We start from the raw sequence: 13,967 nt of genomic DNA, 5'->3' as shown, positions 1-13,967 counted from the left end.
TTTTAATCATGAAAAACACATTTAAAACAGCAATCTTATTTTTTGTAAGCCTTTTAATTATTTCTTGTAGTGATGAAGATAACATACCAGAAACTTTTGATGAAAACATCAATACAGAACGTTTTAAAAGCATGGAGTTAGGTAATTCTGATTTTGTTTTACCACAATCAAACGTAGATGTTCATATTGAATTTGACTACGAAGGAACTAGTAAGGTTTCTAAAATTTATTTTGATGTTGAAGCTTTTGATGTTCCTAAAGTCAAGACAGGTGAGTTAATTTGGGAATTAAAGAATCATTTAGTTCCTGTTGATAGTTATGAAGGTCAATTAAACCCTCATATACATTACCATGTATATTTTGATGAAGAGAACAAATACACTCCTTCTTTTACACCTGCTGAAGGAGTTTATAAGTTTAAAATTACAGTTGAACATGAAGACGGAACTAAAAGTGCCATTACTAAAAAGTTACACATTATTCAAAAATTTAAAGACTTAGAAATTGGTGATAACAACTCAATCGCCTTTGGAAAAGATGAGTTACATACCGAATTTGAATATGTTTCTGGTAATAATACTGTTACTGAAATTAAATACGAATTTTGGTTCAAAGAATGGAGAGAAGGTCAAAATGTTGAAGTTGGTAAGTGGGATAAAGTAATTAATGTTTTACCTAAAGAATTGTATGAAGGAGTTAAAAACCCGCACATACATTATCACTACGATTTAATTTCTGGAGCTCCTGTAGGAAGCTACTGGTTAAACATCTATGCGAAAGAAAGTGGTGAAAGCGAAACTGTAAAATTGTCTATTCCAATCGAAATTAAATAATTATAACAAAAAGGCTACTTGTTTCTCAAGTAGTCTTTTGTAACAATAAACTATTATGAAATTATTAAAAATAACAAGTGCTTTTCTTCTATTAATCTTATTAAATATAGGTTGTAGTAGTGAATCTGAAGAACCAGATACAGAAAAGCCAACTATTACCATAAATTACAACGAAGGTTTTCCCAAGTCGTGTACTGTATTAGAAAAAGGGAAAGAATATACCATACGCGTAAAAGTGTCTGATAACATTGCATTGGCTACTTACGCTATAGACATTCATCATAATTTTGATCATCATACACACGATGATCAAGGCTCTAGTTGTGAGTTATCTCCTATAAAAGATCCTGTTTCTCCTTTAATTTTTATGGAAAACTATACTATTGATAACAATCGTAAAGAATATGAGGTAGTGCAAAACATTACAATTCCTACTGATATTGATTCTGGCGATTACCATTGTCAAATTTCTGTAATTGATGTTACTGGATGGCAAAGTAGAACCTCAGTAGATATTAAAATTAAATAAGTTCTATTTCTTATTCTTTTCTTCAATCCACTTGCTCATAAATTTTGTAGCCTGTAAGGTTTGATGTTGCAACAAACTTCCAAGAAAATTTTGTGTACGATGTGTTTCAAGGTTTTCTTGGATTTCTTTTATTTTGTTTACAAAAGAAAAAGCTATTTTTTCTTTATCATATATCGAATTGATAATTGCAATTCCTTTTTGTTGAGACTTTTTCCAAAGAATATCATAAGTATACAGCTCTATAGCTTTGTTGGCAAACTTCACAAAATCATCTTCTATAAATCCGTTCCAAGGTAAATTTCCATGCATGCCTTCTGCACCTATTGAAGTAGTAACACTTGGAGTACCACATTCCATTGCTTCTGTTAATTTCCCTTTAATCCCAGCTCCAAAACGAATTGGCGCTAACACTACTCTAGCACTTTTAACTACTTCGAGTGCATCTTCTGCAAAACCTTTTATAATAAATCCTTCTTTTGGTTTATGCAATTGCTGAATTTGCTGCGTAGCATAGGCTCCGTAGATATGCAATTCTGCCTCTGGTAATTGCTTTCTTATCGTTTTCCAAATTGTTTTTAATTGTAAAACAGCATCGACATTTGGAGCATGAAAAAAGTTTCCTATAAATACAAAATGTTTTCGTTCTTCAAACGACTTCCATTTTTTTACTACTTTTTCGTCAATTGAACTCAATAAAAAAGGTAAATGATATAGTAAAGATTCATCAACTTTAAAAACGTCTTTCAATAACTGCATTTCGTAGGTTGAAATAATCAAACTCATATCACAACGTAAAATAGCAGCGATTTCTCGTTTTGCTTCATCCGACTTCAATAATGCTTCTGTAGAAAATTGTTTTCTTTTTTTTAATTGTTGATGACGTGTTTTACGTAAAAAATGTAAATCTTCTGTATCTAAAACTCGTAAAGCTTTCGGGCAATATTCTGCTACACGCCAACCAAATTGTTCTTCCATCATAAAACGATCGAACAACACAACATCTGGTTGCTGTTCTTTTATAAAATCATCAAAAGAACTTGAATTTAATTCAATCGATTTCTCCTCAACTCCTAACTCTACTAAGTTTAAAGAGTTTTCAGTTTTTTGGGCAGGTGTTGCAAAAGTAATGGTATAGTTTTGGTCTTTAAAAACATTAAGTAACTGTAACATTCGGTTACCAGCTCCTGTAGTTTTTTCTATCCAAACATATCCAATTATTAAAAGTTGTTGCATTAATTTAGTTCGCTAGCTGCATTTTGTAATCTCCTTGTACACTTTTAGCCCAGTTAATTACTTGCTCAACTTCTTCTTTAGTTAAACGAGCATCAGCGTGTGTCCAAGTATAAGAATCTAATGGCATTTTTCCTTTTTCTACTTCCTCCCAAACTTCTTCCATTTTATGTTCTTTTCTTTTTAAGGAATAAGTAGTCCATTCAGAAAAATTCAATTCTTCTTTTCCATGGTTTACGTGGTCAGCTAACCAATAGTTAACTGGTGTAATACTACTATACCAAGGATAACGAGTTGAATTACTGTGACAATCAAAACATGCTGTTTTTAATATTTTGTGCACCTGATCATTTGGTTTGGTTTCTTTTATAAAAGCTTCAACTGTAGTTATTTCTCCTTGATTTTTTTCTGGTTGAAAAAACTGCGCTATTACCAATAGTATTAATAAGAATCCTATAATTTTTTTGAAAATTTTCATACAACGAATTTAAGTTTTAAAGATATGAAAACTAATTTTATCGACAAATAATTGTATTTTTGTGCTTCATTATTTATGAAAAAATAAAACACAACTCATGAAATACGATTTAATCGTTATTGGTTCTGGTCCAGGAGGGTACATTGCTGCTATCAGAGCCGCTCAATTAGGTTCTAAAGTTGCTATTATCGAAAAATACTCGACTTTAGGTGGAACTTGTTTAAATGTTGGATGTATTCCTTCAAAAGCTTTATTAGATTCTTCTCATCATTACTATGATGCAGTAAATCATTTCGAAGAGCATGGTATCTCTGTTGAGAAGCCTTCTTTTGACTTCGGAAAAATGGTAGCTCGTAAAGCAAATGTAGTAGAAACTACTACTGGAGGTATCAAATATTTAATGGATAAAAACAATATTGAGGTTTACGAAGGTTTAGGTTCTTTTGAAGATGCTACTCACGTAAAAATCACTAAAAATGATGGTACTGAAGAAGTAATTGAAGGTACTAACATTATAATAGCTACTGGTTCTAAACCATCTTCTTTACCTTTTATTACTATTGATAAAGAGCGTGTAATAACTTCTACTGAAGCTTTAAAACTTCCTGAAGTTCCTAAGCACTTATTAGTTATTGGTGGTGGTGTTATTGGTTTAGAGTTAGGTTCAGTTTATAAGCGTTTAGGTGCTGATGTAACTGTTATCGAGTATGCTCCAACAATTACTCCAACTATGGATAAAGATGTTTCTAAAGAACTTACTAAGGTTTTAAAGAAACAAGGTATGAAAATTAATGCTAGCCACGGTGTAACTTCTGTTGAAAGAAATGGTAACGAAGTTGTGGTAAAAGCTACTAATAAAAAAGGTGAAGAGGTTACTTTTACTGGTGATTACTGTTTAGTTTCAGTAGGTCGTCGTCCGTATACTGAAGGATTAGCTTTAGAAAAAGCGGGTGTTAAAGTTACTGAAAGAGGAATGGTTGAAGTAAATGATCATTTACAAACGAACGTTTCTAACATTTATGCTATTGGTGATGTAGTTCGTGGAGCTATGTTAGCACATAAAGCAGAAGAAGAAGGTGTGGTTGTAGCTGAATATTTAGCTGGACAAAAACCTCACATCGACTATAACTTAATTCCTGGTATTGTTTACACTTGGCCAGAAGTAGCGGCTGTTGGTAAAACTGAACAAGAATTAAAAGATGCTGGTGTTGATTACAAGTCTGGAAAATTCTCTATGCGTGCATTAGGACGTTCTCGTGCAAGTGGAGATACTGATGGATTTGTAAAAGTATTGGCTGATAAAAATACAGATGAAGTATTAGGAGTTCATATGGTAGGTGCTCGTGTAGCTGACTTAATTATGGAAGCAGCTGTAGCGATGGAATACAGAGCTTCTGCGGAAGATTTAGCTCGTATTTGTCATGGACACCCAACATACTCTGAAGCTGTAAAAGAAGCAGCTAAAGCAGCTTGGGATGGACAACCATTAAATGCTTAATAAAAAGCTTTAAAATATACTTAAAAAAGCAATCTCGTTTGAGGTTGCTTTTTTGTTTTCGTTTGATTCTTAACCTTTTTTAAATTAACTTCGTTAACGTTAAATATAAACCATTAAACTGGGTTTATATACCTAAACTATTAGCTCATGGCTGAAATAGCAAAATGTTGGATTTGTAATAAAAAAGCAGACTCTGGTGAGCATAAATTTAAAGCTTCAGATTTAAAAAGAACTTATGGAAAAAAAATTAATGGAATATACTATAGAGGTGAGCCTCACGAAATAAATAGCTTTAAAGATTCTTTTCTAAAGTTTGAAAAAGTCATTTGTAAAAACTGCAATGAATCTAGGACAAGACCACATGACGATGCTTATGATGAATTTATAAAATACACAGATTCTAACTATGAAAAACTTTTTCATGATAAAACTATAGATTTTAAAGATATTTATGGTGTTAATTGGTTTGAATCTAAAAAGAATTTATATAGGTATTTTTCCAAACACGCAGGTTGTAAATTAGAAACTGGTGAATTAGACACAAACACATTAACAAAAAAACTAGCAAACTTTATTAATGGGGATAGCAAAATGGATAGTTTAGTAATTCAGTTCGAAATTAAGCCATTTGTAAAAGAATATGTTACTCAGTTTAATAAAATAAACAGGTATACTCACTTATTCAATGGAAGTACACTTTTTTTTGGTGAATCTTTCGAGCAAATAAATTATGGTGGATGGTTATCAAAAAACTGGATTACTACAAATTGGATTGTTGGTAATTTTAAAAATTCTCAGATAATTAATAAGCAAATTGAAAATTTAATAGTGAAAAAAGACTACTCAAAATCATTTGAAACTTGTAAAGATTTTAACGAACTTATTACCTATTTAGAATACGGTGATATGTCAACAATTAATAGTCAAATTAAACATTTTAAAAGTATTTTAAAAATAAATACTGGCAACACATAAACTTTTCATACTTTTAAAAATATAATAAAAAATCCCGAACTAAATAGTTCAGGATTTTTATTTGTATGACTTTATTTCTTATTGAATTCCGTAGAAAGAACTCATGTTATCTTCAATATCAGACGCTTTTTTAACCGCCTCATACATCTGGAAGGTTTTGTTCTGTCTTTCGTTAGCAATACGCTTTCTGTACGTATCGTAGTTTGGTAATGCTGTTGGTAATTCTTTCTTTTCAACAACAAAAGCAAACACCCCTTTATCTCCTACTACATTTTTAACTATTTCGTTCTCTTTTGCGTTAATCATTGCTCCTACTACTTTTGGTTCGAAACCTACACCTGAAATTGTTGGTGATTGTAAGTTTACATCTGTAGCAGTTCTAACTGTTTGACTTACTGATTTAGCAATTTCATCTAATGTTGAACCACTAACTTTATCTTCAATCATTTTTGCTTTACGCTCGTTTGTTAAGATAGGGCGCACACTTGCAGTTGCTTTGTCTACTGGCATTAATCCTTTTTCAGTTTTTGCAGTTAATACAGCTACTACATATCCACCTTCTACATCAAAACGTTTAAAGTCTCCTTCGTTTACTTCTTTTTCAAATGCCCAAGTAATGATTTGTCTTTCACGACCTACACCTGGTACATTTTCATCTAAAGACTTTAATCCTACCGCTGGTAAAGAAGTTAAGTTCTTTTCTTTTACAGCTTCTTCAAAATCTTTTCCATTTGCTAATTCTAACGCTAATGTTTCAGCATTTTGGAATACTGTATTTTCTGTTTCTTCTGAAGCTTCTATCTTACGTCCAAAAGTAGCTAACTTTACTACTGGTTGGAAGTTCTTTTGACCATCTATTTTAATTACGTGAAATCCGAATTGAGATTTTACAACTCCCATATCGCCTTCTTTTCCTTCAAAAACAAAGTCTCTGAATGATGGTACCATTCTATTATAAGCAAACCAATCATAGAATCCACCTTTTTCAGCAGAACCTTGGTCTGATGACATTTCTTTAGCTAAATCTGCAAACTTAGATTTATCAGCTTTAACAACAGCTAATAAACTATCTGCAGTCTTCTTAGCTTCTTCTTCAGTTTGAACAACTGTTGCATCAGCACTTGCAGAACCAACAAAAGGAATTAAAATATGACTTGCTTGTGCAGAATCTGGTAATTGTTTTACTTCTGTAATTTTAGATAATTTAAAGAATCCTGCATCTTTATATGGTCCAAAAACATCTCCTTCTTTACCATTGAAAACTTCTTCGGCAATTACTTGAGGGACTTGAATTTTAAACTTGTAGTTATTATCTAATCTTAAATCAGATTCGTTTTCTTCTAAAAACTCACTATAGTTTGTAGTATTTTTTAATCCTTTTACAGGAGTGTTGTTTATTACTGAATCATCAATTAATTTTGCTACGTTAGCTTTAATAGCTTCTTCATCTTCTGTAGTAGGCTCTATATTAAACTTTACAAAGTTAATATCTCTTGAAGCTTCTACTTGAAAAGCGTCTTGATGCTGGTTTATATAATTTTGAACATCACTTTTCTTTAATGTTACTAAACTATCTGCAATTGTAGTATATGGTACATATACATACTTGCCTGATACTTTTGTGTTTTCAGTGAAATACTTAGATTCTCCCTCTTTTAAAGAAGCTCCTAAGCCAGCAGCAACTAAGTTATCGTATGTTGTTTTTTCTATATTGCTTTTTATAGAAGCCATATATTTTTGCCAAGCACCCCATTCTTGTCCATTTTCTTCTTTAATGGTAGCTAAGTGCTCTTTTAACTTATTTTTATCAAAAATCCCTGAAGTTTGGAATCTAGCGTCGTTTTGAATTACTGGAGTTTCGTATAAGGCATTTAAGATATCTGCATCCCCAACTGTGATTCCTGCTTCTTCTAATTGCTTTTTGTATATTTTTTGACGGATTAAGTTATTCCATACTGCTTTTGCAGCCTGCATCTCAGACATATTATTTCCTGTTTGTGCTTTGTAAGCATCTAGAGCTTCAGCAAACTCTTGACGAGAAATGGCTTCGCCATCAACTTGTCCTATTTCGTTTACTTTGCTTGCGCTAAAAAAGTCTGATATTGTAGAAGGGTCTAATACAAAAGCAAAAAGTGCTAAACCAATTACAAGAATTAAGAACATTGAGCGTTCTCTAATTTTCGATAAAATTGCCATACGTAATTTATTTTATTAACAGTGTGCGAAAATACAATTTCACATTAAATAATGCAATGTTTTTTTACGCTGTTTTTGAGGGAGTTCTAGGCAAAAGAAGGAAAATTAATCTTCTTTACCAGTTACTTTAAAATAAATGTCATCAATCTTGGTTGCACTTACTTTTAAGATTTTAATTTGAAAGTTTTCTATATATAAAACCTCGTCTTGTAGTGGTATTGTTTCAGTATGGTTTAAAATAAAACCTCCAATTGTTTCATAGGCTTCTTCCTTTGGAATGCCTAGGTTATACTCTTCATTAAGGTAGTCAACTTCTAAACGAGCTGAAAAATTAAACTCATTTTCACTGATTCTTTCTTCTAATAATTGTTGTGTATCGTGTTCATCTTCAATTTCACCAAATAATTCCTCAACAATATCTTCAACAGTAATAATACCTGAAGTACCACCATATTCATCAACTACAACGGCTATACTTTTACGTTTTTTTATTAAATTATTAAGTACATCGTTAATAATCATAGATTCTGGCACAAACTCTACTGGTAACAAAATTGCCTTAATAGTTCGTGGTTTCTTAAAAAGCTCAAAAGCATTTACATAACCTAAAATATCATCTAACGAGTTTTTATAAACCAAAATTTTTGATAAACCTGTTGTTATGAATATTTTTTTTAGATTACTTACTGTCTCGTGTAAATCAACCGCTACAATTTCAGTTCTAGGCACCATAATTTCACGAGATTTTACCTTGTGAAACTCTAAAGCATTTTGGAATATTTGAATTTCAGAGTCTACCTGTTCTTCATCATTTCCTGCATCTAATTGTTCTGAAATATAGTTTCCAAGCTCCTCTTTACTAAATTCGGTTTGAATTTCATCTTCTTTTGTACGGAAAAAAACATGCAAGAAAAAATCTGAAATTTTAGTAATTACCCATGTAACTCCATAAAAAACAACATAAAAAACATAAGCAGGTATAGCAAAAAACTTAAGCATTTCATTTGCATAAATTCTAAAGATAGCCTTAGGCAAAAACTCAGCTGTTACCAAGATAATTACTGTTGAAATAAGTGTTTGTGTTAGTAAGCTTATATCAGATAATACATAATTTACAACTGTATAGTCTGAAGGTAAAAAGGATTGGAACCATCCCATCAACAGCTCTCCCATGAAGTAACTATAAATTACTAAAGCTACATTATTACCTACTAGCATAGTGGTAATAAACTTTGAAGATTTTTCAGTTAACTTGGTTAGAATTTTAGAAAGTATTCCATCCCCTTTTTTCTCTAACTCTATGTGAAGTTTATTTGCTGAAATAAAAGCTATTTCCATACCAGAAAAAAAGGCTGAAAATAAAATAGAAGTAAGAATAATTAAGAGTTCGGGTTGCATTAACGTTCTTTGTTTCTTTTTTCTACTTTTCTTCTAAAATGTCGTTTAAAGAAGAAAATTAATATGATAAAGATAGCAAATCCAAACATAATAAACGCTTCTTGTCTATCAGAATTCCATTTCAAAATTCCTTCAACAAAAAAGATTACTCCTATAATTAAGTATCCGTATTGTAAATATTTCCAAAGTGCGTTCATTATATATCTTTTTGTGTTGTTTCTATATCTCCTGTAATATCTTTAGCTATCCACTTACTCAAATCTTCGCTCGACTCAAATCCAAAGCCATTAATTTCAGATTCTGGAGTTGTAAACCGAAAACCATCTTCTGTAAAAAAGTAGTGTTCATTTTGGTCCCAGAATAATTGATTAGTTTCTAGTTTTGTTTGATTCGTATGATTTGTAATAACCACATTTCCTCTTATTTCAGATACTTTTGTTTTGTTGTAGGTTAAAGCATAGTTTCCTGAAATTGTTGTTGAGTCTGTCCCTGTTTTATCAATTGTTACAATTTCAATTCCTTTAGGAAACTCACTATATGGGTGTTCTTTTCTATTAGAGTAATCATAAAAAACAGGTGCTTTTGTTTTTGAACTTATTCTTCCTGAATCTTTATGAACATGATAGATATTTATTGCCGAACCTACTGGTAAATTTTTATCAGCCAAAAAATCTCGCACCTCTTTTTTTGAATTGGTACAAGAAAAAAACATTGCCACCAAAAAAATGGTAGCAATGCTATTGTATATATGTTTTGCTCTTTTAAGCATTAACTTCTATTAAGGTACACGAACAGTTTCTCCAATCCAACATCCAACTCTATAACTAGCTCCTGAAGACATTCCTTTTTGGAAAATTAACTTTTTAGATGGTACATTCTTTTTGTAACTAGAAATATATCTTCCAGCTCCACATCCTGGGTCAACTTTTTTAGCTTTTAAAGCCTTATTTAAAGCTGCTACATACACCATTCTTTTTTCAAACTCATCGCTACCACAAGAGTTAGCACTTCTTTGGTATAAACTTGCAATGAATAAATATGCTTTACCCATATTAGGGTTGTACTTTAATGCTTCGTAAGCTAAAGCTCTAGCTCTACTTCCTCCAGCACTTTGAGCTTCTCTTAACTTGTACTTAGCCTTTTTAAACGGATCTGTTTCTAAGTCAAACGCTTTCTTTCTCATTTTAGCTGCACCAGCATTATCTCCATTTTTGGCTAAAACTCCTGCTAAGAAGTTATATGCATCTGCAGACTGAGTTACCTTAGCATACTCATTTGCTAACTTTTCAAATAAAGGGTCTGTTTGACATTCTTTATTATACATTCTTGATACTGCTCTTTTTAACCAAACACCATCAGTTTTGTTTTCTTCGAAATCTCTAGAGTAAATAGGTATTAATCTTTCACATGTTGCTATCTTAGAGATTTTTGCATCTAAACCTCCTTCAACTTTACCTAATAATCCTGAGTTAATTGTATAAGCTCTTAAGTTTCTTTTCTCTCTAGAAGTAATTGTTCCTACAGAATCTTTCTCCTGTAATTTTGCAATCTTCTTACTGTAATCTTCTAACTTTTCTTCTACAGATTCCATTACATCATCATAGGTATCAAAAACTTTTTGAGGATTAGAGTCTTGATATTTATCCGATATCATTTGGAAGTATAAAAAGATATTTTTTACTCCCATATCTTTTGGAGAGATATCGTAAGCCTTCTTTAAGATTTCAAAAACTTCATCATCTGAAGCTAATTTATTTTCTATTAAAAAATCAGCATAATCACTATGTGCTTTTGCTGGGTCTTTATCTGGAAAATTAGCCAACCTTGTTTCATATACTTTCTTAGCTAAAACAGGATCTTTCAAGTTTTCAGCAACTTTAGCTCCATATTTATAGATATTAATAGATAATGAAGCACAATTATCTAACAAGTACTCTAAATTAGGTTTTGCTTGGGCATATTTCTTAGTTGTAGCATCTCCTTTAAAAAGGTTATACTTGATATGACATTCTTGGCTTGCTTGCGCTTTCGCTCCATTTACGGCTACAAACAAAAATAATCCTGTTAGTAAATACGTAATTTTTTTCATCGTTCTCAGTTTTTGTTAATCTATTTTATTCTTATGGAACCACTTAAGACTATTCAAAGATAAACTTAATCTTACATTAAAGTAGTTTTCTTTTATTAAGTTATTGTTAGTCGTTCCTCTTTGCCCGTACTCAAATCCAACATTTACGTTTGATAATTGTCTCGGTAATGGCAATCCTAATCCAACATTTATGCCAAAGTCTTTTACAGAAGTAAAATTATCAGTAGTTTTCACTAATAATCCTGTATCTTCAAAACGCAAACCAGCTCTATAGGTTACTCTATCCCAATAACTTGATATTGAATTAATTTTTGGAATAAAATATCCTCCTATTGCAAACTTACTTGAGTCATCGTATTTATGTGATGATCCATTAGCTATGAAAACACTATTACTTCCTAAAGCACTCTGGAACTCTTGATTCACTTCTACATACCATTTATTTTCTTTTCCTAGACCAAAACCATAAGCACTTTTTAGAGGTACATTTATATTTCCGTCTAGAGATCTATTAAATAATTCGTCTCTTGGAATCTCTTGCCCAGATCCACTAAACGATAATGAGTACATCTTCTCTGATCCTCTTGCAGATAAATCTGTAGTCATTGTGAATGATGCACCTGTAGATAGTTGTAATTTATTTTTTAGTTCTGTTTTATATTGTAACCCTAACTTAAATTGCCCTCCTCTAATATTGAAAGACTCTTCATGTTTAGTTGCTAAAGCTACATTAGCTCTCTGATTTAAAACACTATTTTCTATGTTTCCAAAAATAAAACTTGCTTCTGCTCCTACAGACAAGCCTTTGTATGCATACATACCAAAACTTGCATATATCTTGTTAGCCCCTCCTTCTCCTGTAAATAAAGTAACGTCATCGGCGTTAGCATCATCTAACAAAGAATACCCCACAGATGAAAAAGGTTGTAAACCGACAGATAATCCTGCTTTTTTTCCAATAGGAAATCCTAATGAAATATATCTTAAACTTGTTGAGTTTCCTGTTTGAGAAGCATCTTGTTCCTTAACAGTTAAAAAAGTTAAGCTACCTCCTATTGCATAGGTTGCAGCCCTTAAATCAGCATTTGACGCTGGGTTTGTAAAATTTAGGTGATGATAATCTTTCATTGCAACACCAATACCTCCCATAGAAGCTTGTTCTACTGTTACTGCCTCAAAATTTTCACCAATACCAAAATAAGAATATGGTGAAGCACTGTTTCTTTGTGCTAATATTGCCGACGTAGTTAGTACAAAAACTCCTAATATAAATCTCTTAATCATTCGCTAAATTGTGTATCAAAATAGTATGTAACCCCTCCAAAACAAAATTTGGATGGGCAAATATGACACTTTTTAATTGTTTTGACAAAAAATATGTATCCCCTCCTGTTAAAACTACTGTTAAATCTGGATATTTTTTTTGATATTGTGCTATAATTCCGTCTATTTCATTACAAACTCCATTGATAACTCCTGAATGAATTGAACTTTCTGTATCAACACCAATAAAGTTTTCTACTTCTCTTGTTTCTAGTAACGGTAACTTTGAAGTAAAATTATGTAATGCTTTATACCTCATAGCTATCCCTGGCGAAATAGCGCCTCCTAAGTACGCTCCTTCTTTTATAATAAAATCGTAGGTTATGCATGTACCTGCATCTAACACTAACACATTTTTATTTGGAAATGCATTTATAGCTGCTGATGCCAATGCAATTCTATCAACTCCTAATGTTTTTGGCGTTTTATATAAATTTTTAAATGGAACTTTTGTGTTTGAATCCAAAAAAACTGGATTCAAAAGTTCTGCTATTTTTTTCGTTTCCTCATCTGTAAAATTAGCTACAGATGACACAATACTATGCGAAATTGAAAAATTTGAAATTATTTTTTTTAGTTCTGGAATTATATTTACTTTTTCAAAAGTAAAGACTTCTTTAATAGTATCTGTTTCAAAAACAGCTACTTTAACTCTTGTATTGCCTACATCAATAATTAAGTACATATTTCATTTCTTAGAGCTTGTAAATTTACGGCACATTTTTTTAAAGCTTTTACTTTGTATAATTAAAAAACGATTGTATATTTGCATCCGCTTAACGAAAGTAGCAACTGGTGCCTTAGCTCAGTTGGTAGAGCAAAGGACTGAAAATCCTTGTGTCCCTGGTTCGATTCCTGGAGGCACCACAATAAAACTCGTAGCGCTTGTTACGAGTTTTATTTTAAAGATGTTACTTTTTTAAGCTATGACTGGTGCCTTAGCTCAGTTGGTAGAGCAAAGGACTGAAAATCCTTGTGTCCCTGGTTCGATTCCTGGAGGCACCACGATAAAAACCCGAACAAATTTGTTCGGGTTTTTTAGTTAAAAAAAGTAAAACATCCATAGCTACAACACTTATCACTACAATTATTTTAAACATCAATTCTTGCTCCTATCATCAAAGGAGTGTAAACTTTTATTTCAATTTTAGCAGTTTCAGTACACATAAAACTAAAGGGTTCTTGTTAAAACCTTTATTAAATATAGCTTATAAGTACTTGCTTTTTTAAAAGCTTATATATAATCAAATTTTCTTTAATCATTTTTGTAGTTATATATTTGTTTATTTTTAAATTGGTCATGTTAAAACAAGACCTATTAACACTTTTGTAAGGCCTTATCATATCTTAAAGATAACAATGAAACACGAAACACGCTATTTATGTATCTCTCAACATTGTTGAGTATTGATGCTTCT

The 13,967-nt window shown here is 31.5% G+C and carries 13 protein-coding genes and 2 tRNA genes; 6 read left to right on the top strand and 9 right to left on the bottom strand.

Going from position 1 to position 13,967, the window contains the following annotated elements; translation table 11 throughout:
- Positions 1-8 precede the first annotated feature (8 nt).
- Positions 9-833: a hypothetical protein gene (locus tag VCM48_RS13330; RefSeq protein WP_482270822.1), complete on the top strand. Its 825-nt coding sequence runs from the start codon at positions 9-11 to the stop codon at positions 831-833.
- A 55-nt stretch (positions 834-888) separates the two neighbouring features.
- Complete coding sequence (locus tag VCM48_RS13325; RefSeq protein WP_482270821.1) at positions 889-1,362, top strand: DUF4625 domain-containing protein; 474 nt, start codon at positions 889-891, stop codon at positions 1,360-1,362.
- A 3-nt stretch (positions 1,363-1,365) separates the two neighbouring features.
- Here the strand turns inward: VCM48_RS13325 and VCM48_RS13320 are convergent, their stop codons facing one another.
- Together VCM48_RS13320 and VCM48_RS13315 are read right to left on the bottom strand one after the other, a co-directional pair.
- Positions 1,366-2,595 carry a glycosyltransferase gene (locus VCM48_RS13320; protein WP_482270820.1) on the bottom strand — a complete coding sequence of 410 codons (1,230 nt, stop codon included), beginning with the start codon at positions 2,593-2,595 and terminating at the stop codon, positions 1,366-1,368.
- Positions 2,596-2,599: 4 nt separating this feature from the next.
- Positions 2,600-3,070, bottom strand: a complete 471-nt coding sequence (locus tag VCM48_RS13315) for a heme-binding domain-containing protein (protein WP_482270819.1) — start codon at positions 3,068-3,070, stop codon at positions 2,600-2,602.
- A 97-nt stretch (positions 3,071-3,167) separates the two neighbouring features.
- Here VCM48_RS13315 and lpdA point away from each other — a divergent pair, with 97 nt between their 5' ends.
- A complete protein-coding gene (gene lpdA / locus VCM48_RS13310) occupies positions 3,168-4,568 on the top strand; it encodes a dihydrolipoyl dehydrogenase (RefSeq protein WP_482270818.1) in 1,401 nt (466 codons plus the stop codon).
- 147 nt (positions 4,569-4,715) lie between these two features.
- On the top strand, positions 4,716-5,543 hold the full coding sequence (locus VCM48_RS13305) for a hypothetical protein (RefSeq protein WP_482270817.1): 828 nt from the start codon (positions 4,716-4,718) through the stop codon (positions 5,541-5,543).
- A 78-nt stretch (positions 5,544-5,621) separates the two neighbouring features.
- Here the strand turns inward: VCM48_RS13305 and VCM48_RS13300 are convergent, their stop codons facing one another.
- The 7 genes from VCM48_RS13300 to VCM48_RS13270 form a co-directional block, all read right to left on the bottom strand.
- Positions 5,622-7,739, bottom strand: coding sequence for a peptidylprolyl isomerase (locus VCM48_RS13300; RefSeq protein ID WP_482270816.1), 2,118 nt, complete (start codon positions 7,737-7,739; stop codon positions 5,622-5,624).
- A 105-nt stretch (positions 7,740-7,844) separates the two neighbouring features.
- Positions 7,845-9,137, bottom strand: coding sequence for a hemolysin family protein (locus tag VCM48_RS13295; protein WP_482270815.1), 1,293 nt, complete (start codon positions 9,135-9,137; stop codon positions 7,845-7,847).
- The gene (locus VCM48_RS13290) at positions 9,137-9,334 is read right to left on the bottom strand and encodes a hypothetical protein (RefSeq protein ID WP_330487512.1); all 198 of its coding nucleotides are present in this window, start codon (positions 9,332-9,334) and stop codon (positions 9,137-9,139) included. Before VCM48_RS13290 ends, VCM48_RS13295 begins: the two co-directional genes overlap by 1 nt.
- Entirely contained in the window at positions 9,334-9,906 is a 573-nt protein-coding gene (gene lptC, locus VCM48_RS13285) for an LPS export ABC transporter periplasmic protein LptC (protein WP_482270814.1), read from the bottom strand. Before lptC ends, VCM48_RS13290 begins: the two co-directional genes overlap by 1 nt.
- Positions 9,907-9,915: 9 nt before the next feature.
- Entirely contained in the window at positions 9,916-11,226 is a 1,311-nt protein-coding gene (locus tag VCM48_RS13280) for a tetratricopeptide repeat protein (protein ID WP_274639196.1), read from the bottom strand.
- A gap of 15 nt (positions 11,227-11,241) precedes the next feature.
- On the bottom strand, positions 11,242-12,510 hold the full coding sequence (gene bamG, locus VCM48_RS13275; protein WP_482270813.1) for a BamG family beta-barrel-assembly machinery protein: 1,269 nt from the start codon (positions 12,508-12,510) through the stop codon (positions 11,242-11,244).
- Complete coding sequence (locus VCM48_RS13270; RefSeq protein WP_482270812.1) at positions 12,503-13,234, bottom strand: type III pantothenate kinase; 732 nt, start codon at positions 13,232-13,234, stop codon at positions 12,503-12,505. Before VCM48_RS13270 ends, bamG begins: the two co-directional genes overlap by 8 nt.
- 109 nt (positions 13,235-13,343) lie before the next feature.
- Between VCM48_RS13270 and VCM48_RS13265 the strand changes: the two genes are divergently transcribed.
- A tRNA-Phe gene (locus VCM48_RS13265) sits at positions 13,344-13,416 on the top strand.
- A gap of 65 nt (positions 13,417-13,481) precedes the next feature.
- A tRNA-Phe gene (locus tag VCM48_RS13260) sits at positions 13,482-13,554 on the top strand.
- Positions 13,555-13,967 lie beyond the last annotated feature (413 nt).

It is taken from the genome of Tenacibaculum sp. DPLXC6, assembly GCF_056815515.1.
The sequence above is the reverse complement of the archived record's forward strand: the minus strand, read 5'-3'. Positions and strand labels throughout refer to the sequence as shown.